29 protein-coding genes are annotated in these 26,587 nt (G+C 33.6%); 2 read left to right on the plus strand and 27 right to left on the minus strand.

Annotated features, from left to right (window positions below):
• Position 1: 1 nt before the first annotated feature.
• The 17 genes from LrDSM24759_RS03445 to LrDSM24759_RS03525 all read right to left on the minus strand — a co-directional run bounded on the left by LrDSM24759_RS03445 (position 2) and on the right by LrDSM24759_RS03525 (position 15,063).
• Positions 2–730 (minus strand): GntR family transcriptional regulator, encoded by a 729-nt coding sequence (locus LrDSM24759_RS03445; protein ID WP_117118106.1) that lies wholly within the window; start codon positions 728–730, stop codon positions 2–4.
• Positions 730–1,653 (minus strand): nucleoside hydrolase, encoded by a 924-nt coding sequence (locus LrDSM24759_RS03450; protein WP_117118107.1) that lies wholly within the window; start codon positions 1,651–1,653, stop codon positions 730–732. The genes LrDSM24759_RS03445 and LrDSM24759_RS03450 overlap by 1 nt, the downstream gene beginning before the upstream one ends.
• A 30-nt stretch (positions 1,654–1,683) precedes the next feature.
• Positions 1,684–2,214, minus strand: a complete 531-nt coding sequence (locus tag LrDSM24759_RS03455) for a hypothetical protein (protein ID WP_117118108.1) — start codon at positions 2,212–2,214, stop codon at positions 1,684–1,686.
• A gap of 15 nt (positions 2,215–2,229) precedes the next feature.
• Positions 2,230–2,928 (minus strand): ribose-5-phosphate isomerase RpiA, encoded by a 699-nt coding sequence (gene rpiA, locus LrDSM24759_RS03460; RefSeq protein WP_117118109.1) that lies wholly within the window; start codon positions 2,926–2,928, stop codon positions 2,230–2,232.
• Positions 2,928–3,854, minus strand: coding sequence for a ribokinase (gene rbsK / locus LrDSM24759_RS03465; protein ID WP_117118110.1), 927 nt, complete (start codon positions 3,852–3,854; stop codon positions 2,928–2,930). Before rbsK ends, rpiA begins: the two co-directional genes overlap by 1 nt.
• 101 nt (positions 3,855–3,955) lie before the next feature.
• Complete coding sequence (locus LrDSM24759_RS03470; protein ID WP_117118111.1) at positions 3,956–4,423, minus strand: Dps family protein; 468 nt, start codon at positions 4,421–4,423, stop codon at positions 3,956–3,958.
• A 102-nt stretch (positions 4,424–4,525) separates the two neighbouring features.
• Positions 4,526–6,280: an ABC transporter ATP-binding protein gene (locus tag LrDSM24759_RS03475; RefSeq protein ID WP_117118112.1), complete on the minus strand. Its 1,755-nt coding sequence runs from the start codon at positions 6,278–6,280 to the stop codon at positions 4,526–4,528.
• A 131-nt stretch (positions 6,281–6,411) separates the two neighbouring features.
• Positions 6,412–6,864 carry a MarR family winged helix-turn-helix transcriptional regulator gene (locus tag LrDSM24759_RS03480; RefSeq protein WP_117118113.1) on the minus strand — a complete coding sequence of 151 codons (453 nt, stop codon included), beginning with the start codon at positions 6,862–6,864 and terminating at the stop codon, positions 6,412–6,414.
• 90 nt (positions 6,865–6,954) lie between these two features.
• Complete coding sequence (phoU, locus tag LrDSM24759_RS03485) at positions 6,955–7,668, minus strand: phosphate signaling complex protein PhoU (protein WP_117118114.1); 714 nt, start codon at positions 7,666–7,668, stop codon at positions 6,955–6,957.
• A gap of 21 nt (positions 7,669–7,689) precedes the next feature.
• Positions 7,690–8,457, minus strand: coding sequence for a phosphate ABC transporter ATP-binding protein PstB (gene pstB, locus LrDSM24759_RS03490; RefSeq protein ID WP_117118115.1), 768 nt, complete (start codon positions 8,455–8,457; stop codon positions 7,690–7,692).
• A 10-nt stretch (positions 8,458–8,467) separates the two neighbouring features.
• Positions 8,468–9,280 carry a phosphate ABC transporter ATP-binding protein PstB gene (gene pstB / locus LrDSM24759_RS03495; protein WP_117118116.1) on the minus strand — a complete coding sequence of 271 codons (813 nt, stop codon included), beginning with the start codon at positions 9,278–9,280 and terminating at the stop codon, positions 8,468–8,470.
• Between the two features lie 10 nt (positions 9,281–9,290).
• Positions 9,291–10,181, minus strand: a complete 891-nt coding sequence (gene pstA, locus LrDSM24759_RS03500) for a phosphate ABC transporter permease PstA (protein WP_117118117.1) — start codon at positions 10,179–10,181, stop codon at positions 9,291–9,293.
• Positions 10,181–11,188: a phosphate ABC transporter permease subunit PstC gene (gene pstC, locus LrDSM24759_RS03505; protein WP_117118118.1), complete on the minus strand. Its 1,008-nt coding sequence runs from the start codon at positions 11,186–11,188 to the stop codon at positions 10,181–10,183. Before pstC ends, pstA begins: the two co-directional genes overlap by 1 nt.
• Positions 11,189–11,202: 14 nt before the next feature.
• Positions 11,203–12,075, minus strand: coding sequence for a phosphate ABC transporter substrate-binding protein (locus LrDSM24759_RS03510; RefSeq protein WP_117118119.1), 873 nt, complete (start codon positions 12,073–12,075; stop codon positions 11,203–11,205).
• Between the two features lie 104 nt (positions 12,076–12,179).
• Positions 12,180–12,716 (minus strand): GNAT family N-acetyltransferase, encoded by a 537-nt coding sequence (locus LrDSM24759_RS03515; protein WP_117118120.1) that lies wholly within the window; start codon positions 12,714–12,716, stop codon positions 12,180–12,182.
• Positions 12,717–12,833: 117 nt separating this feature from the next.
• Positions 12,834–13,571 carry an amino acid ABC transporter ATP-binding protein gene (locus tag LrDSM24759_RS03520; protein WP_117118121.1) on the minus strand — a complete coding sequence of 246 codons (738 nt, stop codon included), beginning with the start codon at positions 13,569–13,571 and terminating at the stop codon, positions 12,834–12,836.
• Positions 13,564–15,063: an ABC transporter substrate-binding protein/permease gene (locus LrDSM24759_RS03525; RefSeq protein ID WP_117118122.1), complete on the minus strand. Its 1,500-nt coding sequence runs from the start codon at positions 15,061–15,063 to the stop codon at positions 13,564–13,566. The genes LrDSM24759_RS03520 and LrDSM24759_RS03525 overlap by 8 nt, the downstream gene beginning before the upstream one ends.
• Before the next feature lie 297 nt (positions 15,064–15,360).
• Between LrDSM24759_RS03525 and udk the strand changes: the two genes are divergently transcribed.
• The gene (udk, locus tag LrDSM24759_RS03530; protein WP_117118123.1) at positions 15,361–15,993 is read left to right on the plus strand and encodes a uridine kinase; all 633 of its coding nucleotides are present in this window, start codon (positions 15,361–15,363) and stop codon (positions 15,991–15,993) included.
• Positions 15,994–16,029: 36 nt separating this feature from the next.
• Here udk and LrDSM24759_RS03535 read toward each other — a convergent pair whose 3' ends face one another.
• The 9 genes from LrDSM24759_RS03535 to LrDSM24759_RS03575 form a co-directional block, all read right to left on the minus strand.
• Positions 16,030–16,827: a DUF4097 family beta strand repeat-containing protein gene (locus LrDSM24759_RS03535; protein WP_117118124.1), complete on the minus strand. Its 798-nt coding sequence runs from the start codon at positions 16,825–16,827 to the stop codon at positions 16,030–16,032.
• 136 nt (positions 16,828–16,963) lie between these two features.
• Entirely contained in the window at positions 16,964–17,470 is a 507-nt protein-coding gene (locus LrDSM24759_RS03540; protein WP_117118125.1) for an acyl-CoA thioesterase, read from the minus strand.
• 104 nt (positions 17,471–17,574) lie between these two features.
• Positions 17,575–18,228, minus strand: coding sequence for an amino acid ABC transporter permease (locus LrDSM24759_RS03545; RefSeq protein ID WP_117118126.1), 654 nt, complete (start codon positions 18,226–18,228; stop codon positions 17,575–17,577).
• A gap of 15 nt (positions 18,229–18,243) precedes the next feature.
• A complete protein-coding gene (locus tag LrDSM24759_RS03550; RefSeq protein WP_117118127.1) occupies positions 18,244–18,882 on the minus strand; it encodes an amino acid ABC transporter permease in 639 nt (212 codons plus the stop codon).
• Entirely contained in the window at positions 18,875–19,702 is an 828-nt protein-coding gene (locus tag LrDSM24759_RS03555) for a transporter substrate-binding domain-containing protein (RefSeq protein ID WP_117118128.1), read from the minus strand. Before LrDSM24759_RS03555 ends, LrDSM24759_RS03550 begins: the two co-directional genes overlap by 8 nt.
• 3 nt (positions 19,703–19,705) lie before the next feature.
• A complete protein-coding gene (locus LrDSM24759_RS03560) occupies positions 19,706–20,458 on the minus strand; it encodes an amino acid ABC transporter ATP-binding protein (protein ID WP_117118129.1) in 753 nt (250 codons plus the stop codon).
• An 88-nt stretch (positions 20,459–20,546) separates the two neighbouring features.
• Entirely contained in the window at positions 20,547–22,037 is a 1,491-nt protein-coding gene (locus LrDSM24759_RS03565; protein ID WP_117118130.1) for a peptide MFS transporter, read from the minus strand.
• A gap of 182 nt (positions 22,038–22,219) precedes the next feature.
• Entirely contained in the window at positions 22,220–22,729 is a 510-nt protein-coding gene (locus tag LrDSM24759_RS03570) for a YbhB/YbcL family Raf kinase inhibitor-like protein (RefSeq protein WP_117118131.1), read from the minus strand.
• A 10-nt stretch (positions 22,730–22,739) separates the two neighbouring features.
• Positions 22,740–23,822, minus strand: a complete 1,083-nt coding sequence (locus LrDSM24759_RS03575) for a M42 family metallopeptidase (RefSeq protein ID WP_117118132.1) — start codon at positions 23,820–23,822, stop codon at positions 22,740–22,742.
• A 150-nt stretch (positions 23,823–23,972) separates the two neighbouring features.
• Here LrDSM24759_RS03575 and LrDSM24759_RS03580 point away from each other — a divergent pair, with 150 nt between their 5' ends.
• Positions 23,973–25,175 carry a multidrug efflux MFS transporter gene (locus LrDSM24759_RS03580; RefSeq protein WP_117118133.1) on the plus strand — a complete coding sequence of 401 codons (1,203 nt, stop codon included), beginning with the start codon at positions 23,973–23,975 and terminating at the stop codon, positions 25,173–25,175.
• A gap of 36 nt (positions 25,176–25,211) precedes the next feature.
• On the opposite strand, the gene LrDSM24759_RS03585 is transcribed toward LrDSM24759_RS03580, so the two are convergent.
• On the minus strand, positions 25,212–26,522 hold the full coding sequence (locus LrDSM24759_RS03585) for a glycosyltransferase family 2 protein (RefSeq protein WP_117118134.1): 1,311 nt from the start codon (positions 26,520–26,522) through the stop codon (positions 25,212–25,214).
• Between the last annotated feature and the right edge of the window lie 65 nt (positions 26,523–26,587).

Raw genomic sequence — 26,587 nt, forward strand, 5'->3', positions numbered from 1 at the left:
CTTATTCCCCATTCAAATTCACAAAAGTATTATACTTCATATATTTGTAGTGAATTCGCATATTTGACACCTCAAATGGGGTTCCATCATCGAGGAAAAAGATCCCTTCCATTACTCCAACTGGTTCATTTGGGGTCAGCATTAATTTTGTTTGATCATCTAAATTAGAAGGTTCAACAGTAATTGTTAAAAAGGATCTAGTTACTGTTTTTGACTGGGTATCTTCCAGGTAATTAAATAATGATTTTTTTAATATTTCTGGATTTAATTCAGGTGTAATCTTAATCGGAATAAATCCTGTTTCAATCATAAAAGGTTGATCATCTAATAAACGCAAACGCTTAATTTGATAAACAAAATCAGAATCTTTTAAAAAAAGATCTTGTTTTAAATCATCGTTTGCCTTAATTACTTGATAATCTAGTAATTCAATACTTTGCTTTTTGCCCGGAACACTAAAAGAATCAGTAATTCCCAAGTTAGAGCCGTCATATTTAAATAAGGCCTGATTTTTTAGATAAAGGGGATTAATAAAAGTTCCGCTGCCACGTTTTTTAAAAACTATTCCTTGTTGTGCAAGTAATCCTAATGCACGTTTCATCGAAGAACGACTCACGTGATATTGCTCACTTAATGATCTTTCATCGGGAAGACGCATGCCATCATATTCTTTATTAAGAATTTTTTGTTTGATGTCACGCATCACTGAGCGATAAACTAAATCGGCCATTACTTTCTCCCTTGGTCTGCTTGTTTAATTTCTTCAATAAACCATTCAGCAAACTTATGGGTATCTACATCAGTAGCAACTTCAGTATTAGGATTATCACTCAAAAAGTCCATTACACTAGCACCATAAGTGTAACGACCAGCCAATTCAATTTCAATATGAGCAGGCTTAAGATTAAAGAACTCAGGCTGAAGTAAAATACCTACAGCAGTTGGATCATAAATTTTTATACGTGTATCACCATCGGGCTCATGAATATTAGAAAATAAGGAATATAACATATTACCTACTTCACCGCATGCCTTAATTTTATCTAGTTCAGATGCCGTAATATGAGCCTTATTTCCAATTTCTAGTGGTGCAATTTTTGTTGGTAACCCACTTTGCAAAACAATTTGGGCAGCTTCAGGATCTCCAGCAATATTATATTCTGCAAAAGGACTGTGATTGCCATGACCAATATTTCCACCCATAATTACGATCTCTTCAATTTTTTCAAGATCTTCAGGATATTGCTTAAAGAGCAAAGCGAAATCAGTCAAAGGTCCAATTCCCATTAAAGTGACCTTTTCAGGACTATTTTGAATTTCTTCGTGCATTAAAGTTGCAGCCAAGCCCTTTTTTATTAAACTAGTATCTTCTTTAGGAAATTCATAACCTGCAATTCCAGTTTCACCATGAACCGATGCTGCACTGATTGCAGGACGCACTAAAGGTTGATTAGCTCCAACTACAACTGGAACTTTAGTATGTAAAAAAGTTTCTAACTTCAAAGCATTTTGAAGTGTATACTTCAAAGATACATTGCCCCAGGTAGCTACAATCATACGTAAATCAACTTGAGGATCAAATAGTAAAAACGTTGTTGCAGCAATATCATCAATTCCTGGATCGGTACTTAAAATTACTCTCTTTTTTGTCATTGTTTTATTCCGTCCTTTCAGCCATTATTTTTAATCATCATCTTCAGAATATTTTGCAGCTGACTCACGCGCTTTTTGATATTCTTTACTAAATTGAGTTTCTGGAATGTTCATCCTGCTATAGATGTCATTTGTTGGCCAATAATCCTTCTTTTTAAACGTTTTTAGTAAATTACCAGATTTTTCAGCAGTAATTGAAAAATGATCGTTATCACCATTCCAATCAAAATTAAGTTTAAATTTATTATTACCTAAACTTACCCAACTACCGCTTGCATAAGAAGCATAATAATTTTTGGTTTCTGGCATCATATAAAGAAAGGTACCATCTTTTTTAAAATAGAAATAATCTGGTCTTTTATCGCCCTTTTCTGCAATAAAAACATCCTCAGCTGTAACTTTGTAGGCACCATTTAATGTAGTCGCTTCTTGGTGATTACGATAAATTACGTAACCCACTCCTGCAACAATAATGACTACTAAGATAATAAGCCAGTTAAAGTGTTTTTTCGCCTTTGGTGGTTGCGATGAGATTACTTGATTTTCTTCATTATTTTTCATTTTATGATCCACTTTTTAATTTCTTTCTTTGATTTCGATAGTACCATTACTTTTAGCAATAATTACTTCATTACAAATTCCTAAAAATAGTCCGTGCTCAACTACACCAACGGTTTTATCTAGATAAGCAGCTAGTCCTTCAGGTACGGGAATTGGATCGATCGCCAAATCAATTATGTAGTTTCCATAATGAGTAATATAGCGACTACCATCTTCATTCTCGCGCCATTGTGGCTTCAAGTCTTCAGCAGCAAATTTTCTAAAATTTTGCTCTGCTGAAATTGGTAAAACTTCAACAGGAAGTGGGAACCCACTTAAATGTTCTACAACTTTAGATTCATCCACAATCCAAACATTACGTTTTGAATTAATAGCAACATTTTTTTCTAAAGTTAAGGCGCCACCACCACCCTTGATGCCATCAAGGGTATCAGCTACACGATCAGCACCATCAACAGTTAAGTCAGCTTGATCGATATCTTTTAATTCATCTACTTTAAAACCCAAACTCTCTAACTGTTTTTTACTACGATTAGACGTAGTAACAATATGCTTTAAAGTTAACCCCTCTTGATCTTTTCGTTGTCCTAAAGCATCAATAAAAAATGCAACTGTTGACCCTGTACCAACTCCTAGTACAGAATTATTTTTTACTAAGGCAGCCGCTTTGGTGGCTGCTTCGCGTTTTAGTTGGTCTTGTTCTTTTTTATCCATTATTCTCCCTCCTTTAAAGCTTGTTCTACAACTGTACGTTCTGGAATTGAAGGAAAAGCCCCAAGCTTTTGCACAGTAAATGAAGAGGATTTAGATGCATAAATTATACTTTCTTTAATATTACTTAGATCAGTTTTTAATTCACTGGCTAAAGCACCTATAAATGTATCTCCGGCTGCAGTTGTATCTACCGCCTTTACTTTAAAAGCAGGTACTACTTCTGAGATTTCTCCGTAAGAGACATAAGAACCAATACTTCCCAGGGTAATAATTACTCCTTTTACCCCTAAATTATGAAAATATTTTGCGCTTGCTTGCATTGAATTTTCATCAGTTACTTTAATCCCCGTAATACTTTCTGCTTCTGTTTCATTAGGAGTAATAATATCAGTTAGCTTTAATAATTCTTCGGGGATATCTCCTCTAGCAGGAGCAGGATTCAAAATAGTAATTTTTCCAGCCTCATGGGCTAGTTTAAAAGCTGCAATTGTAGCTTCAAGTGGTGTTTCAAATTGTGCTATCACAAAATCACTACTAGTAATATCTTCTTTGGCGGCCTCAACATCTTCAACACTTAAATCAAAATTAGCACCATGTTGAATAATAATTGAATTTTGACCTGATTCCTGCAATAAGATATAGGCCTGACCAGTTTGTTGATTCTTACTAGTAACGATATGTTCAATTTTAATGCCATTATCTTTAAATTGATTTAACATAAAATTGCCATTTTCATCATCACCTACTCGACCAACAAATACAGTTTCATTTTCTCCACGCACACTGGCAATAGCTTGATTTGCACCCTTACCACCAGCTGCCTTAGAAAATTCTGTCATAGCTATGGTTTCACCAGGTTGAGGCAATTTTTTTATATGTAAAATATTGTCAACATTGATTGATCCAATAATAGTTACTTTATTCATCAGTTGCTATATCCTTTCATGAGCTTTTAGTAACTTAATTATATCAAAAAAAGCATCTCCTACTTGAGATGCTTTCAATAATATTTAATTGTAATTTACTTTTATTCGCCGGCACCAGGACGTTGACCAAGTTCAGCAGCAAGAAGCCAAATTCTCTTTTCAACGGCAGTATGGAATTCAATTAACATATCATTAGTTGAATCATCACCTTCAGCGGCAGATACTTTAATACCTTCTTCGTAATCATCACGAATAGTCTTATAAGCATCTAAAATAATTTGGAATCTTTCGTCCATGCTTAAATCCCAAGAACCCTTTTGGTCAGGAATTTTAGTTGCATCTAGAACTTCTTCATAAGTTGAAATTGGGCTACCATTAATTTCAATCAAGCGTTCTGCTACTGTGTCTTGTTGATCAGCAAGTTCAGCCATTACTTTATCTAAGTAAAAATGTAACTTAATGAATCTATGTCCTAACATATACCAGTGGTGTTGGTGCACTACCATGTGTGCTTGAGTTAAATCTGCTACTATTTGGTTTAATGCTTGTTCAGTTTTAGGATATGCCATAACTACTACCTCCTCATTTTTTCTTCTTTCCTTACCTTATTCAGCTTTATCCTAACACCAAAAAGTGCTTATCAAAAAAGATAAGCACTTTTAATTATGAGATTATTTTTTAAATTGATTTTTTACATATTGAGCATATTTTGGCGTAGATTTTATTAATTCTTCATGTGTTCCGACTCCATCCACTGTTCCATGATCAATAAAATAAATTTGATCTGCATCAACAATAGTACTTAAACGGTGGGCGATTACTAATGTAGTTCGATTTTTCATTAATTGGTTTAAAGCCTTTTGCACCATTGCTTCTGATTCAGAGTCAAGACTTGCCGTTGCTTCATCAAGCATTAGAATCTTGGGATCACGTAAAAATGCTCGCGCAATGGCAATTCGCTGTCTTTGCCCACCAGATAATTTAATACCTCGTTCACCAATTTGAGTATTGAGACCCTCTTCCATTTCTTTTACAAAACCATCTGCATAAGCTAACTTCAATACATGCCATAATTCATCTTCAGTAACTTCTTTTTCTAGTCCATAAACAAGATTTTCTCTAATTGTTCCAGGCATTACAGCTGAATCCTGTCCTACTAAACCGATCTGCTTACGCCAATTAGTTAAGTTAATTTCATTAATATTACTTTTTCCAATCTTAATTTCACCAGATGTTGGCTGATAAAAGCGTTCAATCAAAGCAAAAATAGTTGATTTTCCTCCACCAGATGGTCCAGCAAATGCAACTACTGAATTTGGATCAGCATGTAAATTAATGTCATGCAAGATTTGCTTACCATCTTCATAAGAGAAGTTAACATCTTCAAATTTTAATTCTTTATTTGCAATATCTACTTCTTCTTTATCGGGTAAAAATTCTTCATTTTCATTAAGAATCTGTTGCAATCGCTCAGTAGAACCACTAGTTTTTGACAATTCATTGAAAAATTGACTGATAATAATGACCGGACTCATAATTTGAAAAAGATACATTAAAAATGAAACCAGTGCACCCATGGTCATCGAACCATTCATCACCCGAATAGCACCATAACCCAGAATTCCTAAAAATAAAATCATCATTAACATATTCGTAATTGGTTGTGTTAATGAATTAATAAATGCCTCTTTTACTCCAACATCATATAGTTGATGAATTCGATGATGTCCATTTGATAATTCATGTTGCTCACTATTAGAAGATTTAACTAGTCTAATTTCACTTAGTACAGTAGTTGATTCACTAGAAAAATTAGCTAATTCGTCTTGGCGCTGACGCCCAATTTTTCGTGATTGTCTCATGATTGGTAACATTGCCAAAACCAGAAGTGGTACTCCGACAAACATGATAACTGTCATTTGCCAATCCATAGCAATCATAATTATCAATGCACCGAAAAATTGAAATAATGAGGTTAAAGCATTCGGTAAGGTTGAGGCAAGTAATTGTTTTACTTGCGAGGTATCATTTACAAGTCGTGAAGTAGTATCACCTGTTTTATTATTATCAAAGTATTTGACTGGCAAAGCTAGTAATTTTTTCCATACTAACTTTCGTAAGTTAGAAACAACATTCTCACCAAAGACTCCTAACACGTAGCCAGAGATAGCGCTAACAATCAATCCACCAACAAAGACAATAACAGCTAAAATAATTAGTTGTGGCTTTAACGACTTAAAATTATTAATCAAGCGTTGTGCTAATTGAGGGACAATTAAATTTGCTCCGGTACCTAAGAGTCCTAAAAGTACGCCAATTATTAAACGTGAATAATGGGGATGCAATTTATTAACTAAACTAAAAAAATCCTTTATGCTAAATTTGGATTTGGCCTCTCGACCTCTTGCCATATTTCGATTATCCATATCTATTTCTCCCTTTTAAAAATAGTTAGATATCTAACTTATGTTTTACATTTAAACATGTAGATATCTAACTGTCAATTGCCTAACTAATATTTGCTTAAAAAAATAAAGATATCTTTTCAAGCATATCTTTATGTAAAGTCAAGTTCGATATTTTTCATATCTTTGATAATATGTTTCATCGCTTCATTTATCATATCCAGATCGTGTTCATCAATATTGAACAATAGTTGATCATTAATCTTAGTAAAAAATAAGTTAATTTTTTCTGCGCTGGCTTCTCCTTTTTGAGTTAAATAAATCCGCTTTATTCGCGCAGAATCTTTATCTTTTCTACGTTCAATATATCCATCCCGTTCAAGATTCTTAAGCATATTTGTAATTGAGGCATTTCTTACTCGAAATCTTTCTCCTAATTCACGTTGGATTAAGCCGGGATGCCGATTAATATAGGCAATGGAACGTGCTTGTTGTGATGTTAAGTCTAATTTCGATGCATAAGCATCAAAAATTCGCTGTGTATTTTTCATATAGATTCTAAAAAGCTGATTAGCTTGTTCGAATTTTTCTTTTTTACTTGGCATCAAATCATTCCTTCATGTTTTTTATTATTATAACAGTTAGATATCTAATAGTCATTGCTCAACAAAAAAATCTTCCCAGAGGAAGATTTTTTAATTTTTATCTTTTGAATTATTAGTGTCAAGATCTAATTCATCTTCAACACTTTCATCTTCATTTAAGTCAATCAATTCACCTGATACTTTATAGACGACCCATTGAGCCAAGTTAACTACGTGATCACCAATGCGTTCTAATAATCTAATCACGATAAAATAACTTGCAGCCGCAATAGCGGCAGTATTATCCGCCTTAACACCATCAATAATAGAGTGACGAGCTTTTACATAAAGTTGATCAATTTCATCATCTTTTTTGGCCACTTGACGTGCCAAAGTTTCATCATTTTGAATAAATGCTTTTAAAACTTGATCTAACATAAATGTTACTTTTTGGGACATTTCGGTAATAATTTTTTCTGTTGCTTCAATTCGTTTATTACCTTTTACCCGAATCGTTTCAGCAGAAATTGACATTGCATTTTCACCAATTCGTTCCAAATCTGTCGTTGCTTTTAAAATAGCAATAACATTTCTAAAGTCACTAGCAACCGGTTGTTGTAAAGCCATTAATTTTAAAGTTCTTTTTTCTACTTTAAGAGCATCAGCAGAAATATCTTTATCATCTTTAATTAATTTTTGGGCTGCCTTTTTATCATGGTCAATAAAAGCTTGAGTAGAATCATCAATTTCTTCACTGACATCAATGACCATATTCATAAACCTGGTATTCAACTTCTTTAATTCATCCAAAAAAACTTCGTGCATTTTCTTTCTCTCCTTCCTTTACTAACCAAAACGTCCATTGAGATAGTCACTTGTAATTTGATTCTGAGGATTCAAAAACATCTTTTCAGTTGGCCCATATTCAATAAGATTTCCATTCATCAAAAAGGCCGTTTTATCTGAAATTCGACTTGCTTGTTGCAAATTATGGGTAACCATAATGAAAGTAAATTCATGCTTTAAGTTTGCTAAAGTTTCTTCTACTTCAGAACTTGAAATCGGATCAAGTGCACTCGTAGGCTCATCCAGCAATACGACCTTAGGATGTACTGCCAAAGCTCGTGCAATACAAATTCTTTGTTGTTGACCACCCGAAAAGTCCTGCGCATTTCTATTTAAATCATCTTTGACTTCATTCCAAATTGCAGCCTGTTTCAAACTTTCTTCTACACGTTGATCTATTAACTCTTTATCTCTTATTCCTTCTAATTGTAGCCCATAGGCAATATTTTTATAAACAGAAAAGGGAAATGGAGCTGGTTGCTGAAAAACCATTCCTACTTCTTTTCTTAACCAAACGAGATCCATTTTGGGACTATAAATATTTTTGCCTTCAAAACGAATATTACCGGTAATTTTTATATTCGGGATATCATCATTCATCCGGTTTAAGCAACGTAAAAATGTAGATTTACCACATCCAGAAGGACCTAATAGAGCAGTTAATTCATTTTCTTTGAAATCTAAGCTAATACCATGTAATGCTTCATGACTACCATAACTTAAATGTACATCCTTAGTAGTAATAATTGCTCCTGCATTATCTACCATGTTTTTCTCCTTATCCAAAACTGCCACGAATATAATCTTCAGTTAATTTTCCTTGTGGATTCGTGAAGATATTGGCTGTTGTATCATATTCAATTACATGTCCTAAATGGAAAAAGGCTGTATAATCACTAATTCTTGAAGCTTGCTGCATATTATGAGTAACCATAATCATTGAATAATCGCTACGTAATTGCTTTAAAGTATCTTCAAGCTTTGAAGTAGAGACTGGATCCAAGGCACTAGCTGGTTCATCTAGTAAAAGCACTTCAGGTTTCAAAGCCAAAGCTCTAGCAATACATAAACGTTGTTGCTGTCCCCCAGACAAAGCTAAAGCACTCTTATTTAAATTATCTTTCACTTCATCCCATAAAGCAGCAGCCCGTAAACTTTCTTCAACAATTTGATCAAGCTTTTTCTTATTTCTTTCGCCGTCAGCAATTAAAGCATAAGTAATATTGTCACGAATAGATTTTGGAAAGGGATTGGGCCGTTGAAAGACCATGCCAATATTTTTTCTTAATTCATAAACATTAATATTAGATTTATTAATATCTAAACCATGATAATTAATTTCACCGTCTACTCGTGCAACTTTATCATTCATACGGTTAAGACAACGTAGAAAGGTTGATTTTCCTGAACCCGATCCGCCAATTAATGCAGTTATTGTTTTCTTTTTAAATTGTAAACTGGCATCAAATAATTTTTGCGTGGTTCCACCATAAAATACGCTTAAGTCTTTTGTTGATAAAATACAATCTTTTTTATCAAAATTGATAATATGTGGTTGTTCCTTAGTAAAACTAGGAGTTTTATTTTCCATCAAAATACCTCTAACTCTTTGCTGCCGTCATTTTACTATATAAATGGTTACCCAATATACGTGCACCTAAATTAAACAAAATAACTACAATAATTAATAATGCACCGGTAGCAGCTGAAACCATATTTGCATCTGGAATAATTCCTTCTGTATTAACACGCCAAATATGAACAGCTAGTGTTTCAGCCGGACGCATTACGTTTAAGAAACTGGTAGGACTAAATGGATTCCAATTAGTGAAACTAATGATTGAACCACTTTGTCCCGCAGTATAAATTAAAGCTGCTGCTTCCCCAAAAATACGACCAGCACTTAAAATTACTCCTGTTAATATTCCAGGTAAGGCTGCTGGTAGTACAATTCCACGAATAGTCTTCCAATTAGATAGTCCCAATGCTAGTCCTGCATCCCGTTGTGTTTGAGGAACTCCTTCTAAGGCCTGTTGAATATTACTAGTTAAAGTAGGTAAGTTAAAAAAGGTTAAAGCAAGAGCGCCGGCTAAGATAGAGAAGCCAAAATGAAATTGCACTACAAATAATAAGTAACCAAACAATCCTACTACAATAGAAGGTAATGAACTTAATATTTCAATTGTGGTTTTGATCAAACCTGTTAACCAATTATCGGCCGCATATTCAGAAAGATAAATTGCAGCTCCTATGGCTACGGGAATCGAAATTACTAGGGTTATTATTAAGAGGTAGAGAGAATTCCATAATTGATCTCTAACTCCTCCACCTGCTTGAAAAGAAGAAGCTTCAGAAGTCAAAAAGTGCCAGGATAAATGAGGTACACCAGATACCAAGATATTACCCAAGATTCCTATCAAAATAATTACTACAATACCCACTAAGGTATAAATAGTAGCTGTAGCAATCTTATTGGCTGTCTTTGCATGCATTATTTTTCTCCCTTTCTACCAATTAATCTCACTAAGAAATTAAAGAATAAGGCCATAATCAATAATAATAATGCAAGAGACCACAATGCATTATTTGGTAAAGTTCCCATTACTGTATTACCCATCTGACTAGTTAATTGACTGGTTAAAGTAGCGGATGGACTAATTAAATTGCTTGGCATTAATACTGCATTACCAATTACCATTTGCACAGCCAATGCCTCGCCAAATGCTCTAGCCATTCCAAAAATTACAGCAGTTAAAATTCTTGGCGTAGCAACACGCAACACGACCCGATAAATAGTTTGCCAATGAGTGGCTCCTAAGGCCAAAGATGCTTTACGGTAATGATCAGGAACAGCCTTTAAAGCATCAACTGTTAAAGAAGTAATAGTTGGTAAAACCATTACGAATAAGACCAATGTTGCTGCTAAAATACCAAATCCTGTTCCACCAAAAATATTACGAATAAAAGGCACAACAATTGTTAAGCCTAAAAATCCATAAACTACTGAAGGAATACCAACTAAGAGCTCTACTACAAATTGCAAATACTTACTTCCTCTTTTAGAAGCATATTCAGTCATAAATAGAGCAATAGCAATTGCAAAGGGGGTTGCCACAATTGCAGAAAACAATGTTACGGCAAATGAAGTAACAATCATTGGTGCAGCACCAACAAAATTTTTACCTGCACCAGGATCCCAATCTGAAGATGTCAAAAATTTCCAAGGATTAACATGATTTTGAGTAAAAGTTGCTAATCCATGAATAGCAATAAATCCAATAATTGATACTACTAAAATAATGATTAACAAAATAGCCGCAGCAGTTAAGCCTTTGCCCCAGTATTCTTGACGAGTTTCTTTAGAAGGTTTAGTTAATTTATCAACGTTAGCCTTATCAGGACCAATTTTATTTAACTTAACATGTTTGATAGTTTGGTCTTCTAAGGCCTGATTAACAACATCTTTTAAATTTTCTTTGTTATTATTTTCTAAATTCATTAACTCTCCGACCCTTAATTATTTATAACTTGATTATTACTATCACGAGTAACTTTCATTGCATTGATACTGATATAACCTAATTGGGGAATTAGATTATTTTGAACTTTTTTAGAAAGTAAATAATTTAAGAATTCTTTAGTCATCTTATTTGGTTTTCCTTTAACATATGCATGTTCATATGACCACAATTGCCACTTATTAGTCGTAATATTTTGCTCATTAGGTTTAATTCCATTCAAACTTAACTTTTGAATATTACTATCTTTAGCATAAGGAGCTGAAATATAGGAAATAGTTCCAGGAGTTGAACTTACAATTTTTCTTACTGTACCATTTGAATCTTGCTCTTGTGCCTTCATTGGCTTTTGTTTTCCTAAAATTAACCCTTCAAAGGTAGAACGAGTTCCGCTTCCCTTTGAACGATTAATTACAGTAATTGGGAGATTTTTACCTCCGACTTGCTTCCAATTAGTAATTTTTCCAGTAAAAATATCAGCTAATTGCTTGGTCGATAAATCTTTTACGCCAGTTCCCTTATTCACAATTGGAATAATGCCAACAACAGCAATTTTATAATCTTTTAATTTAGAAGCATCGATTCCCTTTTGATTTTCAGCAAATACATCTGAAGTTCCAATTTCTACTGCCCCAGCTTGCACTTGACTTAATCCGGTCCCTGATCCTCCGCCTTGAACAATAATATTGCTATCGGGATGATCTTTATGAAAGTCATTCCCAGCTTGTTCAGCTAGCACTTGCATGGCAGATGATCCCATTACCGTTACTTTATTAGCACTCGAATTAGAGCAGGCTGTAGTAAAAGTAGTAATTAAGAAGAAAGCAATAAAAAGAAAAGATATTTTTTTAGAATTAAGTCTACGCATGGCTACTCCATATAAAATTTCTTACAAACAATTAGTATTTTACCATATACAATATTCCTATAGACTGTTAAGTCTAATAAAAATAGAGATAGGTTACCCTATCTCTATTTTGACTTTTCATCCTTGGTTAGCATTTCATATACATAAGATATTTCATCAGGGCGATAAACACCATGTAATTCTCCCACTTTAGTAAAGCCCATTTTATCAATTAAATGCTGCATTGCTTTATTATCTTCATGGGTATCAATTCGAATTGAATCAATATCAGAACGATGATTTCGAATGTAATTAATTACTCCTTCTAACAATTGAGTGGCGTAACCATGTCCAGCATGATCTGAATGAATTGCTACTCGGTGAATCACCAAATAATCATTTGTATCTAACAGCCATTTACCATGTAAATTATCATAAACATGATCAGGACCAGGAACAATTGCAATTGCACCGACAGTTTGTCCATCATCGGATTGTGCCAAATAGGCCCAACCATTTTTGATATCTTCTTTAATTTGATCTGGAGATGGATAATCACCTTGCCATTGTTCCACACCACGTTCAGCAAGTTGGTTTGCACCATCTTTTAAGATAGTCATTATTTTATCAAAATCTGAACTAGTTGCTTGTCTAAGCTTCATACTTATCATCCCTTTCAATTCTTTACAAATGACTATTATACGAAAAAGTAATTTTTATGTAAAAATTATTTACTTATTAATAGAAAATAGTCTATGTCAATCCATAGACTATTTTTGTTATAAAACCTTTGATAAAAATTCTTTAGCACGTTCTGTTTGAGGATGATCAAAAATTTCTTCTGGAGTACCCACTTCTTTTACATATCCATCAGCCATAAACCAAATCTGATCAGATACTTCTCTAGCAAATCCCATTTCATGCGTAACAATTACCATAGTCATCCCTGAATCTGCTAAATCATGCATTGTCTTTAAAACTTCACCGACCATTTCTGGGTCAAGGGCACTAGTAGGTTCATCAAAAAGCATTACTTCTGGATCCATCGCTAAAGCTCTGGCAATTGCCACACGTTGTTGTTGCCCACCAGAGAGGCTAGTTGGATATTGGTTGGCAATTTGTTCTAAACCAACCTTCTTTAAAAGATGAATAGCGGTCTTAGTAGCTTGCGCATCACTAACACCTTTAACTTTCATTGGGGCTAACTTAACATTTTCAATTACATTCATATTAGGAAATAGATTAAAATTTTGGAAAACCATCCCCATTTTTTCACGTAATTCATCTAATTCTTTTTCATCAATATGAGTTAAATCCTTGCCTTCAAAGATTACTTTTCCAGCAGTTGGCGTTTCTAAAACATTTAAACAACGTAAAAACGTTGATTTTCCTGCTCCGGATGGACCAATAATCGAAATAACCTGCCCTTTATCAACAGTTTCAGAAATATCCTTCAGAATTTCTTTTTCTCCATAATTCTTTTTTAAATGTTCTACTTCAATCATTTTATTAGCCATTCGTCTTCATCCTCTTTTCAAAGTGATTCAATAATCTAGTCAACGAGAACGTCAAGATAAAGTAAATTATCATTGCTATAAAAAGCGGTAGCACTCCTTTATAGGTAGAAGTTTGAACTAATTGTGTTTCATACATTAATTCACCAACACCAATTACTGATACTAGAGAACTATCCTTTACCAAAGTAATAAATTCATTACCTAGAGCTGGCCAAATATTCTTTATTGCCTGGGGAATAATTACGTAGCGGTATGTTTTACTTCTACTCAATCCGAGAGATCTTGCAGCTTCACTTTGACCCTTAGGTAAGGAGTTGATTCCTGAACGAATATCTTCTGCTACATATGCTCCCGAATTTAATCCAATAGCAATAATCCCAGCTAATAAAGCAGACATATTTGAAATTAAATATCCAATTCCAAAGTAAACAAACAAAATTTGGACCATTTGAGGCGTTCCACGAATAAATTCAATGTAACAAACTGCGATCCAGTGAAGAATGGGATTCTTGGATAATCTCATTAAAGCTAACAATGTTCCAAGAATGATACCGATTAATACTGAAAAAATAGTAATAACAATCGTGTACCAAACACCTTTTAAGAAGTAGTTCCAATATGCAAGCATGGTACTTTGCTTATTAGCAGTTTGCATTTCTTTTGCGGCTGCCGGTAAATACTTTTTATTAATTAAATCTTCTTTTTGCACACGATCAATAGTTTTATTGACAGCCTTTACTAAGTCTGGTTGCCCCTTAGCCATGGCAATTGCATTACCAGTTTGGCTTGTTTTTAAATTAGATTTAATAGCAACTAAATTTTTATTATTATTTTGATAAGCTTTTGCAGTGAGCTCTTCTAAAACTAACGCCGAATCTTTACCTGATTGAAGTGCTAGTACTAGATTATTAACCTTTCCTAATCCCTTAACTGTAGAATCAGGCATTTGCTTTTTAATTTCATTATATTGGATACTTCCAGTCTGAGCACCTACATTTTTCCCCTTTAAACTTGCTATTGTGGTGTATTTCTTGGCATCTTTTTTGTTTACTAGGAAATAGTCACCCTTAGCACGATAATATATTTTAGAAAAAGCTACACTTTGCTTGCGTTCTGCTGTGGGTGACATTGCAGAAATTACCATATCTACTTTTCCCGTTTCCAGTGCAACCAAAAGAGAATCAAAGCTCATATTTTTAACGACTAGTTTGACATGAAGATCCTTCGCTATATCCTTAGCCAATTCCATGTCTACACCAACATACTGAGTTTTTCCATTGCGAGTTTTAGTAAATTCAAGCGGGGGATAATCAGCAGAGGTTCCAACTACTAATTGTCCACTTTTCTTTATCTTTTTCATGATACTACCAGTTGCCACGGTCTTAGTTTTTTCATCGGCGGCATGAACTGATTTTGAATTAAAAATACCTAAAATTGGCGTAACCAGCAGAGTTAAAATTAAAATAAATTTTGTTAATTTGTATTTTTGCATTAATATAAACTCCTTATTCATTAAATAATCTTATTTCTACTTAATTACGTCGTCGTTTCATAAAATTTCACTCCAAAGAAAAATTTTAAATTATTTTTAATATAGTATCATATCCCGTTTGCATTTAGCTAGCTAATTCCGCAAATAACCTGATTATTTTCCCGGCTATAATTTTATAAAGTGATTTGAGTAATAATTTACCCTCAATAAAAAATATTCCAAATATATCTAGATAAATTCCCCATTTATGTGCTTTTTAGAGTATTATTGTAATAGTTTAAAAAAGGAGAACTTGTAATGCTTAAAAGTGAACGACCAATTATTATTGGAATTGCCGGTGGATCTGGTAGCGGTAAGACAACTATTGCACATGAAATTTATAATCAACTTCATCAAAATGATCGTATTTTAACTATTACGCAAGATTCTTATTATAAAAATAATGATAATCTTTCAATGACTGAAAGAAAGAAAATAAATTATGATCATCCTGATGCTTTTGATATGGAACTTTTAGTTGAACAACTACAAAACTTAATGAATTATAAAGCAGTTGAAATGCCTGTTTATGATTTTACTGCCCACACTAGAAGTAAAGAGACAATTCATACTGAACCAGCAGATATTATAATTTTGGAAGGAATATTAGTTCTTTCAGATGAAAGTCTTCGTAATTTAATGGATATAAAAGTTTTTGTCGATACCGATGAAGATATTAGATTTATCCGTCGTCTGCAACGTGATACCGAGCAACGTGGTCGTTCTGTTGACTCAGTTATCAAGCAATATCTTTCAACTGTTAAACCAATGTATAATCAATTTATTGAACCTACAAAACGATATGCAGATATAATCGTACCTGAAGGTGGAGAAAATACAGTAGCGATTGATATGTTAACAACAAAAATACGTTCTGTATTAACTCGATAAATAACAAAGAGGGAACCCAAATGGGTTCCCTCTTTGTTATTTGACTAAATTATCACCATCACGAGCAATCATCTTCAAAATAAAGCCTGTGGAATTAGGCTTTGCTTTCATAGTATTGTTGCCATTTTCACTTTGAAGATCAGCTTTTTTAACATTAACATTCCAAGCGGTATTATTACCATCACTATTTTTTACACTATAATCACTCTTTAAAGTAGTATTAGTTAAGGCAAAATTTCCTGAATATAATTGACTTGAACCACCCTGTAAAATATTATCAGTCATAATAATATTTCCTTCAGTGACATTTAATTTTACGTCATTTAAAGTAGAACAAAGTACTTTTAATTCTCCATCATAAGTCGATAATAAACCTAAATTAATTCGTGAACTATGGATCTCTAAATTGCCACGACCAATTTTAAGATCCGCATTTTCGATTTTAGCATGACATACCTTCAATATTCCTGCATGACAATTAATTTGTAATTCTTTTATCTTTAAATTAATTAAGTTAATATTGCCTAATTTATTATAAAGCCGACAATTTTGTAATTGGATTGAAGCCGGAACAATAATTTTTAAAATTTGGTTTGCTAGGATTCCCTGTTTATTGAAACGATGAGTTTGCTCGATATAGAGTGTATCGTCCTCAACCTTAAATGTAGGTAAAAGATTTTCATTTCCGGCAAATATAAGTTTATAATCTGTTCCAGTTTCAACTAAAATTGTTATCTTAGTAAATTTTCCTACGATATTGGAAAATGGATTCAACTTAAAAACTTTTTTATTATAAGCTTTACATTTAATTCCAAGAATGTCGTAAAAACTCATTGTTGTTCCTCTTGTTAAACTTCTAAATTCATAAAATAAGATTTTGATTTGACTATTGTACTACTTTATTTATTTAGTGGCAAAATCTCATTAATAACTATTTTATACTTTTTCATAATTAGAGCATTTTGCCTATTTACCATGGTTTTTCAACAGAAATATCTGATAAAAAATTCTGTTGTGTTTGTTGTTGATCCTGCCGTGATTTTCTTCTTTGCAAATAGAGCTCAGTTAGCTTTTTTTGTTCTTGTGTTTCGGCAATTAATTTTTCATATTGAACCGATTTATTAGCATCAAGAATTACAAAGGTCATAAAACAATAAAATCCTAAAAAACGTTCGCCTGTCATTAAATGTTCACCAATTACTTTAGCAAATACTTCGATGGAACGCTTACCAAAGCCCGTTACATATGCCTCCATACACATTGAGTCTTTCAAATCAAAAGGCCGCAGAAATTGAACATTATCAATAGCAGCCGTTGCAGTCATCCTTCGCGCAACTCGCATTGCAGCAATAGATGCCTGACCATCCACCAATTCAAGAATTCTTCCTCCATATACTGTTCCATGCTCATTTAAATCGGCATTTAAAACTCGATGATTTGACACTACTAAAGTATCATTGCAGCTAATAGTTTTCATAAACCTTTTCCTCTTATCGTTTTATCTTAATTTTAACAAATTTAAATTCTCAATAATAAAAGAGCTAACTATTGTTAGCTCTTTTATTATTGATGTAACTTACTTTACCAACCGGTTTTTTGTAAATGGTTAGCAAACATTGACAATGAAAAGCATACAATAAAGTACATTACAGCAATGATTATATACATCGGAATTAAATAAGTAGAATTTTGACCGTAAATAATTTGGGCATGATATAGCAACTCTGGTAATACAATGATTGTTGCCAAAGAAGTATCCTTAACTAAAGATACAAATTGTGATAACAATGATGGCACCATTTTATGCAAGGCCTGTGGCAATACCACATGAGTCATTGCTTGCATATAGGTCATCCCATTTGAACGTGCACCTTCCATTTGACCTGGATCTACTGCTCCAATACCACTACGAACAATTTCTGCTACCATCGCTCCTTCAAATACTACCAAGGCGATGATCGAAGCAACAGTTGGATTAGTAACCAATCCTAATTCAGGTAATCCAAAGTATGTAAAGAAGATTATAAGCAGCAAGGGTAAATTACGAATAATATCAATGATAAAACCAACGATTGCTGAGACATACTTTATATTGACATAACGGATAAATCCCAAAATAATTCCAATCACAAATGATAAGGCAATTGAAATCAATGAAACATAGATTGTTACCCACAATCCTTGAAGAAGAAAGCGAATATCAATCCACGAATAAGCATGAATAAAAGTTTCCATTTATCTTTCTCCTTCCTAGGCTAAACGTTTTTCTAAGTAACGCATATAATAACTTAATGGCAAAGTTAAAATAAGATAAAATACCCCAACAATGATATATGTATTAATTGTTTCCAAGCTTGAAAAAGCAATGGTATCAGCTTCATACATCAAATCAAATCCAGCAACAAAGGCCAAAACTGATGAATTCTTAATTAAATTAACAAATTGGTTCCCTAATGGTGGGATTACAATTTTCAATGCCTGAGGCAATATGACATAACGCATCGCTTGATTATACGTCATACCATTCGAGCGGGCACCTTCCATTTGGCCCTTACCTACCGAATTAATTCCAGCCCGTACAGTTTCTGCAATAAAGGCAGAAGAATATAAAGCTAGTCCAATTGTACCTGCAGCAAAACCAGACATTTTTATTCCTGATCGAGGTACAACTAAATAAAAAATCATCGTAATAACCAATAAAGGGATATTTCTGAAAATTTCAATATATATATGTGCTATAGCACTAGCCAACTTTGAAGGTGCAACTTCCATTAAAGCAAAAATCACTCCTAAGAGAAGACTAAAGAATAATGCAATTAAACTGCACCAAACCGTATTCCAAAAGCCATGAATAAATTGTGGCCAATTATCTACTAATATTTTAGCCATTGAGACCTTCAGCCTCCTTTACATTAAATCCTGGAATGCCGGAGAACCATTTGACAACTAAACGGTGATAAGTACCATTTGCTTTTAATTCTTCTAAAGCTTTATTAATTTGCTTAAGCATGTCATTTTGTCCTTTGTTAACGGCAATTCCGTACGGTTCAGTTGTATAAGTGCCACCAACAAGTTTATAACCTGGGTTTTCACTAGCAATACCCGCTAAAACACCATTATCTGTGGTCATAGCCTGGCCTTGGCCTGCCTTTAAAGCCGCAAAAGCTTGACCATAATCATCATACTCAAGTACTTTGGCCTTAGGAGCAAACTTTTTAACATTGGCAACAGCAGTTGTTCCCTTTACCGCTACTGCTGTTTTACCATTTAAATCTCTAATATTTTTGATGTCACTATCATCTTTCACTAAAAGCGATTGTCCTGCATTAAAATATGGAGTTGAAAAATCAACTTGTTTTTTACGTTCAGGAGTAATAGTCATCGTTGCTATAGCAGCATCAATATTACCATTCTTTAATAATGGAATTCTTGTTTTTGGCGTGGTTTGAACAAATTCAGCCTTACCATTTTTACCCAAAATTTGTTTAGTCAATGCATTGGCTAGGTCAATTTCAAATCCTTCAATTTTTCCAGTTTTAATATTCATTAAACCGAATAATCTCGTATCTGCCTTTACACCCCAATAAATCGTCTTAGATTCTTTAGTCTGTGTATAGACATTCCCTTCTGGCCTGCGACCACACCCCGACACTGCCAACAGTAATAAAATAAATAATGGTAAAACCAGAATTTTCTTTATTTTCTTCATTTTTTAGCCACCCAACTTCTCAGTAATTACTTTACTTAAGAATTGACGTGCACGTTCTGATTGTGGATGATCAAAGAATTCCTCTGGTTTCTCATCCTCCAAAACTTGACCTTGATCAAAGAAAATTAAACGATCTCCTACTTCACGTGCAAATCCCATTTCGTGAGTTACTACTACCATAGTAATTCCTTGATCCGCAACATAGCGCATAACGTCCAAAACATCTTGAATCATTTCTGGATCGAGTGCACTAGTAGGTTCATCAAATAAAATCACTTTAGGATCCATCGCTAGTGAACGTGCAATTGCTACACGTTGTTTTTGTCCACCAGATAATTGTGCGGGATACATATTAGCACGATTTTCTAACCCAACTCGCTTCAATAGATCCATTGCTCTTTCTTTATTTTCTTTATCAGGGCGCTTCAAAACAATCTTAGGCGCTAAAGTAATATTTTCTAGTACCGTATGGTTATCATAAAGATTAAAATGTTGGAAAACCATGCCCACATCTTTTCTAATCTTATTTAGATCAGTCTTTTTATCTGCTAAGTCAAAGCCATTAACAATCAACTTACCAGAATTAATTGGTTCTAGACCATTAATAGTTCTAATTAAAGTACTCTTACCAGAACCAGATGGTCCAATAATAGAAACGACTTGTCCACTATCAATAGTTAAATTAATATCTCTTAAAGCATGATAAGTCCCATAATATTTTTCTACATGCTTAAATTCAATTATAGGTGTAGCCATATTTTTCTCCTCTATTTTTTCTTATCGTTTCCATTTTACTACAAAAAAAGAGATTCAAATTTAGAATCTCTTTTTTATTCATCAATATTTATTTGGCATCGCCCATTAATTTATCAATACTCTTTACCATAAAGAATAGGATAATACCAAAGACGATACTTACAAGACCGATAATAGCAAAGAATGGAACTTCAGTCTTAGTTGAATAAAATTTAACAATTTGAGCAAAAGCAGCTTGTCCTACAGCATCACATAAGAACCACAAACTCATCATTTGAGAACTAAAGGCTTTTGGAGCTAAGCGACTAGTTGCAGCCAATCCAATTGGTGAAATAAGCATTTCAGCAATTTCAACAATGAACCAAGAACCAACAAGCCAGAAAGGACTTACACGACCTGCTGGATGCAAAAGACCTGGAAGGGTCATAAATAAGTATGAAAGCCCGGCAAATACCAAACCTGCGGCAAACTTACCAGCTGCTGATGGTTGGTTCTTCCAAGTATCCCATAACCATACAAAGAATGGCGTTAAAATCATAATAAATAGTGGGTTCAAAGTTTGGAAGTTAGCCGCTTCAAAGTGCCATGCACCAATATGAAGAACAGTTCTATTTTGTGCAAATAATGCCAAAACAGTAGAACCTGATTCTTCAATGCCCCAAAAGATTGCACCAGCAATAAATAAAGGAATATAGGCGAGCACTTTTTTGCGTTCAGGTTTTGTAACTTTTGGACTTCTTAACATTATTACAAAGTAATAAATTGGAAAGGCAATCGCTAAAATAGTAATTAAGTTAATAATGTTTTCAATATTTAAGGCATTGAAAACAGCCATAATGCCAAAAAGAATACCAATTAAAATAATTATGAGAAGAGCCTTCCAAATAACTGAACGTAATTTATCAGCAGGAATTGGATCAGCAGGATGTAAGCTCTTTTCTGAAAGTGTCTTTTTACCACCAAAGTAGTAAACAACCAAACCAATGAACATTCCTATTGCTGCTAATGAGAAACCAGCATGGAAGTTTGCTACTTTACCGAAGGCATGGAAACCAAAACCATCTTTGGCCCAGGGTACCAAGATAGGTGCAATAGCAGCTCCCAAATTGACACCAAAGACATAAATACTGAATCCAGCATCGCGTCGATTATCATCAGGCCCATAAAGATGACCAACCATATCAGACACATTGGGTTTTAACAGACCAGTACCTAAAACAATGAACACAATTGAAGTATATAGAGCACCAACTCCCATTGGGAAAGAAAGTACAATATGTCCAATCATGATCAAGACACCACCGTAAAAAACAGTCTTGCGTGGGCCCCAAATACGATCAGATACCCAACCACCAAGAATCGATGCCAACATTACAGAAGATCCATATATTGACATAATCGAGGCAGCCACTGTCTGGTTCATGCCTAATCCACCCTGACTAATTGCATAGTACATGTAGAATAGAAGAATGGCACGCATTCCATAGTAACTGAATCTTTCCCATAATTCAGTCTGGAATAGGACTGAGAGACCTCTCGGTTGTCCAAAGAAAGTCTTTTCTTTTTCTGTATTTTCCATTATTTTTTAACCTAACTTTCGTTAATTTTAATAATCATAATGTAAGATTTATTTATTTTATCCTAATTAACAGTATTTAGTCAAGTTTATTATGTGTATATGTATACTATTGATAAAAATATTTTTTTAATTTTTATCTCACAAAAAAAGGCGCTATTTTAACTCATTAGCCCCTATTATTATTAACTATGAACTGGCAAATTTATACTTTTCTTTTCTAGGATATGTTTGTCAGCTTTTTTCAAAAATTCATTTAACCAATATCCTTCTTCTAAATCCAAATTAGTATCAAGAGCATAAACTGTCAAAGTATAATCATGAATTCCACTAGGTGGTTGTGGACCTGTATAGCCTATTTTAGGTCCAGTTTCACCACTTAAAAATTTGCTAGCATTACTATTACTACCTTGAACTAAATTAAATTGAGGCTTTAGACTCGTATTTTCTGGAATAGTTGTATGAATAGCATCAATATTAGCCGCTAACCAATGAATCCAAACAAAACCACATACTGGTACTGAATCAAAATCCTTCATATATAAAGCAAGAGTTTTGGTTTCAGTCGGCAAATCATCTACTTCAATTGGAAATGAAACAGCCGGTTTACCATCTACTCGAAAATTAGGACTGGTATGCTTCGTATATTTATCTGGTAAATAGCCTTGATCATTTAATTTTACTTTTACTTTCATTTATTTTTACCTAAATAATTTTGAAACTCTCTAATTTTTCCTTAGTCATATCACGAATAATTGCAGTTGCTAAATTAACTGATGCTTTAAAATCACTATATGCACTAAAACAATATGGTGAATGTTCATAACGAACTGGAATACCAATTACAATTGTGGGCGCACCATATTCATAGTAAATCGCTGCTCCATCTTGTCCACCACCAGTTCTTACCGAACGCGTATAAGGAATATGATTTTTATCAGCTAAATCACAAGCATATTGTTGAAACTTAGGATTAGGTAAAAAAGTCGTATCCATATCCCTTAACATTGGTCCCCGTTTTAAACCTGTTTGTGACAACCATTCTGGTTCAAAAGTATCATCAGCAGGACAACTTTCTAAAACAATACATAAATCTGGTTTTACTTTTCTACCCGTGACATAAGCGCCGCGTAATCCAACTTCTTCTTGAGCTGATAAAGCAGCAACTACATCAAAATTAGTTTCTTCATTTTTTAGATTATCTAGTACATCAACCATTGCACCGGCACCAAAACGATCATCAAAATCTTTACCAAAGAAGAGACCTGATTTTTCGTGGTATTCGCATTTCACATCCACAAAAATAGGACAACCAGTATCAATTTTATAATTAGTAATAGTTTCTTCACGACTAGAAGAACCAACATCAATTGACATGTCAGCAACTTCTGGAATTGAATTTCTTTCAGCAGCACTCATAAAGTGTGGTGGTTTAGTAGCGACAACTCCCGGTATATACTCACCATCACGATTTCTTATTTTTACTTTAAGAGCAGGAATATTATATTTTACCCAACCACCAAGTGGAACAAATTTAATTAAACCATTTGGTCTAACTGCTTGTGTAATAAAACCCACTGCATCTGAATGAGCGTCCATTTGAATAACCGGACGATTACCCTTATTTTCTTTTTTAGCAGCATAAACATTAAGCATCCCATCAGTTTCAATATTAGCTGTATCTTTTGCATAAGTTGAGAAAAGCTTAACAAATTCTTCTTCAAATCCTGATGTTGCATTAGCATCAGAAAATTCTTTTAACATTTTAATTTCTTGCTCTTTTTTCATAAATACTCCTATTAATAAAAAATAATTGGTTACTTTTATTTTAATCATCCAATTACAATTAATCTATTATCCTCATAGCCAAAATTGATTTTTTTCTATAAAAAAATAAGAGTACAATAGAATGCAGTTTTAGATTAGGAAGGGCAAGCTATGAATCAAGAAAAACCAATTTGGAAACGCAATCTTTTTGTTTTATCAATTGCAGTCTTTATCGCAGGAATTGCATTTTCAGAAGTAATGCCATTCTTGCCTTTGTATATCAAGACATTGGGACATTTTTCTAAACAACAATTGAACTTTTGGTCTGGATTGGTTTTCTCCGGTACCTACTTTGTTTCGGCCATTGTTTCTCCTTGGTGGGGAAAATTGGCTGATAAAAAGGGCCGTAAGTTAATGATTCTACGAGCTTCAATTGGTATGGCAATCGTCATGGCTGCTATGGGGTTAGTACAAAATGTTTGGGAATTATTTGGGTTGCGAATGTTGCAAGGGGTTTTTTCCGGTTATGTTTCTAACTCAAATGCCTTAGTAGCAACTGAAACTCCAAAAGAAAAATCCGGTCAAGCACTTGGTACAATGGCCTCTTCATTTACGGCCGGAAACTTACTTGGACCTTTTGTTGGTGGTGCCCTTGCTTCAATTTTTAGTTATCGTGTTACCTTCGTTATTACTGGCGGACTTTTAACTCTGGTCTTCTTTCTATCTCTTTTCTTTGTTCATGAAGATGATTTCAAGCCAATTGAAGATAAGAAATTAGAAAGTACTAAAGGCGTGATACAAGCCTTACGTTCACCAACGTTAATTTTTGGTTTATTATTAACTACCCTCATTATTCAGGCAGCAAATAACTCTATCAATCCTATTGTTTCATTATATGTCGCTCAATTAATGCATAATCACGGAAATGTTGTTTTTATTTCAGGAGTGATTGCAGCCTTACCAGGAATTGCCACTTTCTTAGTTGCTTCACGCTTTGGAGCGTGGGGAGACAGAATTGGAACTCATAAAATTATCGTTGGTGGATTTATTGCGGCTACGATTTTCTTCTTTTTAACCGCTTTTGTTCAAAATACAATTCAATTGGGAATTTTGAGATTCCTAGTAGGCTTTTCAGATGCCTGCTTAATTCCGCAAGTTCAAACTTTGCTTACCAAAAATTCTCCTGCTCAAGTTACTGGTAGAATCTTTTCTTGGAATCAAAGTGCAATGTATATTGGCAACATTGTAGGGCCACTATTAGGTTCTACAGTTGCCGGTTTATCTAGTTACAGCATGGTATTTATTGTTACTTCTGGTATAGTTGTTTTAAACTTAATTCTGTTCCAATTTAATGTCATTCATAATTTAAAATAAAAAGAAGAAGTTTTTATTAAAACTTCTTCTTTTTATTTAGCTTCCTTTACCATGTTCAGTTTTAACCCAAGAATTTTTATGTGTAAACCAACGTTTAAAAGCAATTAATAGGCTAAAAAATAAAATTACATAAATATAGGACACTATTCCGATAATAACTATCATTTTTCCAAAACGTGGACTTTTTTCTTTAAAGTGGTGAAGATCTCTTTGATAAATTACTAATTCTAAAATCCCACAGAGACAGGATATTGTCAGTGCCAAAAATAAGATTAATGTCAATTCTACCCCACTAACTTCTCCCACATTTTGACCCACTACTACTCCCGTAAAGAGAGAAAGTATAATTAAAGAGATATCAGCTATTATTGCCAACCAAGGTTGAGCTAAAAAATAGTAAATTCCTAGTTTTTGTGTTTTAGTAAGGCTTTTATCCTTAATAAGATTTGGCAAATACTTGAGACAATCAAGATCTCCTTGGACCCAACGACTACGTTGAATAATAAACTTCTTAACTGATATCAGTGCTTCTTGATACACATATGATTCAGCCATATAATCTACTGTTATTCCGACCAGCATCAATCTAATCGTCATTTCATAATCATCTAAAAGTGCATCTCCCCAGGGATGATCACCAATCTTATTTAAAATTGCGCCTAAGCGAAAAAATTGACCATTTCCACTTAACCCCACAGTTTTAGTATACATTCGCATGATTTGTGCCATATTATTCACACTAAAAAATTCTACATCCTGAAATACTTGTAAAAGACTTTTAAAATTGGGATACATTTTTACACGCATTTGAGTAATTACTGCTTCGGGATTAGTGAAATAATTATTTAAACAAGTAATTGCATTAGATGCCAGTTGCGCATCTGCATCAATTACTCCTACTATAACCTTATTTTTATCAAATCCTTTAATTTGTGAATCTTTAATAATAAAGTTTAAGCCAAAATTCAAAACATCACCTTTTCCGGTATGCGCCTCAGGTTCTTGGCGTTTCAAGACATGCAAATGAGGATTATGAATTTGATTAATTTCAGCAAGTGAATTATCCCTACTTGCATCATCAACTACTACAACTTCGACTTTAGCAAAAGCCAAGGCATGCGTAAGAGTTCTTTTAATAATAGCTTCCTCATTATAACAAGGAATAATAATGTAGTAGATAAAATCGCTGCTATTTCTCTGGTTAATACTATTACCAGCAAATTTTTGTCGATCTAGGGGATAAGATATTAAGCGAAAAATAACTGTCTTAAGAAAATAAAATAAAAAAACAACCAATCCAATGACCCATAGTATGGTAAAAGTTGTTTTAAAAAATTCTGCTATCATTTTTTAATATTCCTACGAAATTTCAACCAAAAAATAATACTGGCAAGTAAACTTGTACAAATTAT

It is taken from the genome of Lactobacillus rodentium (genome assembly GCF_003423665.1).
Classification (GTDB): Bacteria; Bacillota; Bacilli; order Lactobacillales; family Lactobacillaceae; genus Lactobacillus; species Lactobacillus rodentium.

Coding starts and splice junctions, on each gene's coding strand:
- LrDSM24759_RS03480 (WP_117118113.1), bottom strand. CDS start 6,864: ATGCCAAGTAAAAAAGAAAAATTCGAACAAGCTAATCAGCTTTTTAGA.
- LrDSM24759_RS03520 (WP_117118121.1), bottom strand. CDS start 13,571: ATGGCTAATAAAATGATTGAAGTAGAACATTTAAAAAAGAATTATGGA.
- LrDSM24759_RS03515 (WP_117118120.1), bottom strand. CDS start 12,716: ATGAAGCTTAGACAAGCAACTAGTTCAGATTTTGATAAAATAATGACT.
- LrDSM24759_RS03535 (WP_117118124.1), bottom strand. CDS start 16,827: ATGAGTTTTTACGACATTCTTGGAATTAAATGTAAAGCTTATAATAAA.
- LrDSM24759_RS03475 (WP_117118112.1), bottom strand. CDS start 6,280: ATGGATAATCGAAATATGGCAAGAGGTCGAGAGGCCAAATCCAAATTT.
- LrDSM24759_RS03570 (WP_117118131.1), bottom strand. CDS start 22,729: ATGAAAGTAAAAGTAAAATTAAATGATCAAGGCTATTTACCAGATAAA.
- LrDSM24759_RS03575 (WP_117118132.1), bottom strand. CDS start 23,822: ATGAAAAAAGAGCAAGAAATTAAAATGTTAAAAGAATTTTCTGATGCT.
- LrDSM24759_RS03470 (WP_117118111.1), bottom strand. CDS start 4,423: ATGGCATATCCTAAAACTGAACAAGCATTAAACCAAATAGTAGCAGAT.
- phoU (WP_117118114.1), bottom strand. CDS start 7,668: ATGCACGAAGTTTTTTTGGATGAATTAAAGAAGTTGAATACCAGGTTT.
- LrDSM24759_RS03555 (WP_117118128.1), bottom strand. CDS start 19,702: ATGAAGAAAATAAAGAAAATTCTGGTTTTACCATTATTTATTTTATTA.
- LrDSM24759_RS03580 (WP_117118133.1), top strand. CDS start 23,973: ATGAATCAAGAAAAACCAATTTGGAAACGCAATCTTTTTGTTTTATCA.
- rpiA (WP_117118109.1), bottom strand. CDS start 2,928: ATGGATAAAAAAGAACAAGACCAACTAAAACGCGAAGCAGCCACCAAA.
- LrDSM24759_RS03510 (WP_117118119.1), bottom strand. CDS start 12,075: ATGCGTAGACTTAATTCTAAAAAAATATCTTTTCTTTTTATTGCTTTC.
- LrDSM24759_RS03565 (WP_117118130.1), bottom strand. CDS start 22,037: ATGGAAAATACAGAAAAAGAAAAGACTTTCTTTGGACAACCGAGAGGT.
- pstA (WP_117118117.1), bottom strand. CDS start 10,181: ATGCATGCAAAGACAGCCAATAAGATTGCTACAGCTACTATTTATACC.
- LrDSM24759_RS03455 (WP_117118108.1), bottom strand. CDS start 2,214: ATGAAAAATAATGAAGAAAATCAAGTAATCTCATCGCAACCACCAAAG.
- LrDSM24759_RS03525 (WP_117118122.1), bottom strand. CDS start 15,063: ATGCAAAAATACAAATTAACAAAATTTATTTTAATTTTAACTCTGCTG.
- LrDSM24759_RS03450 (WP_117118107.1), bottom strand. CDS start 1,653: ATGACAAAAAAGAGAGTAATTTTAAGTACCGATCCAGGAATTGATGAT.
- pstB (WP_117118116.1), bottom strand. CDS start 9,280: ATGGAAAATAAAACTCCTAGTTTTACTAAGGAACAACCACATATTATC.
- LrDSM24759_RS03445 (WP_117118106.1), bottom strand. CDS start 730: ATGGCCGATTTAGTTTATCGCTCAGTGATGCGTGACATCAAACAAAAA.
- LrDSM24759_RS03560 (WP_117118129.1), bottom strand. CDS start 20,458: ATGGCTACACCTATAATTGAATTTAAGCATGTAGAAAAATATTATGGG.
- pstC (WP_117118118.1), bottom strand. CDS start 11,188: ATGAATTTAGAAAATAATAACAAAGAAAATTTAAAAGATGTTGTTAAT.
- LrDSM24759_RS03550 (WP_117118127.1), bottom strand. CDS start 18,882: ATGGCTAAAATATTAGTAGATAATTGGCCACAATTTATTCATGGCTTT.
- pstB (WP_117118115.1), bottom strand. CDS start 8,457: ATGGTAGATAATGCAGGAGCAATTATTACTACTAAGGATGTACATTTA.
- rbsK (WP_117118110.1), bottom strand. CDS start 3,854: ATGAATAAAGTAACTATTATTGGATCAATCAATGTTGACAATATTTTA.
- LrDSM24759_RS03585 (WP_117118134.1), bottom strand. CDS start 26,522: ATGATAGCAGAATTTTTTAAAACAACTTTTACCATACTATGGGTCATT.
- LrDSM24759_RS03540 (WP_117118125.1), bottom strand. CDS start 17,470: ATGAAAACTATTAGCTGCAATGATACTTTAGTAGTGTCAAATCATCGA.
- udk (WP_117118123.1), top strand. CDS start 15,361: ATGCTTAAAAGTGAACGACCAATTATTATTGGAATTGCCGGTGGATCT.
- LrDSM24759_RS03545 (WP_117118126.1), bottom strand. CDS start 18,228: ATGGAAACTTTTATTCATGCTTATTCGTGGATTGATATTCGCTTTCTT.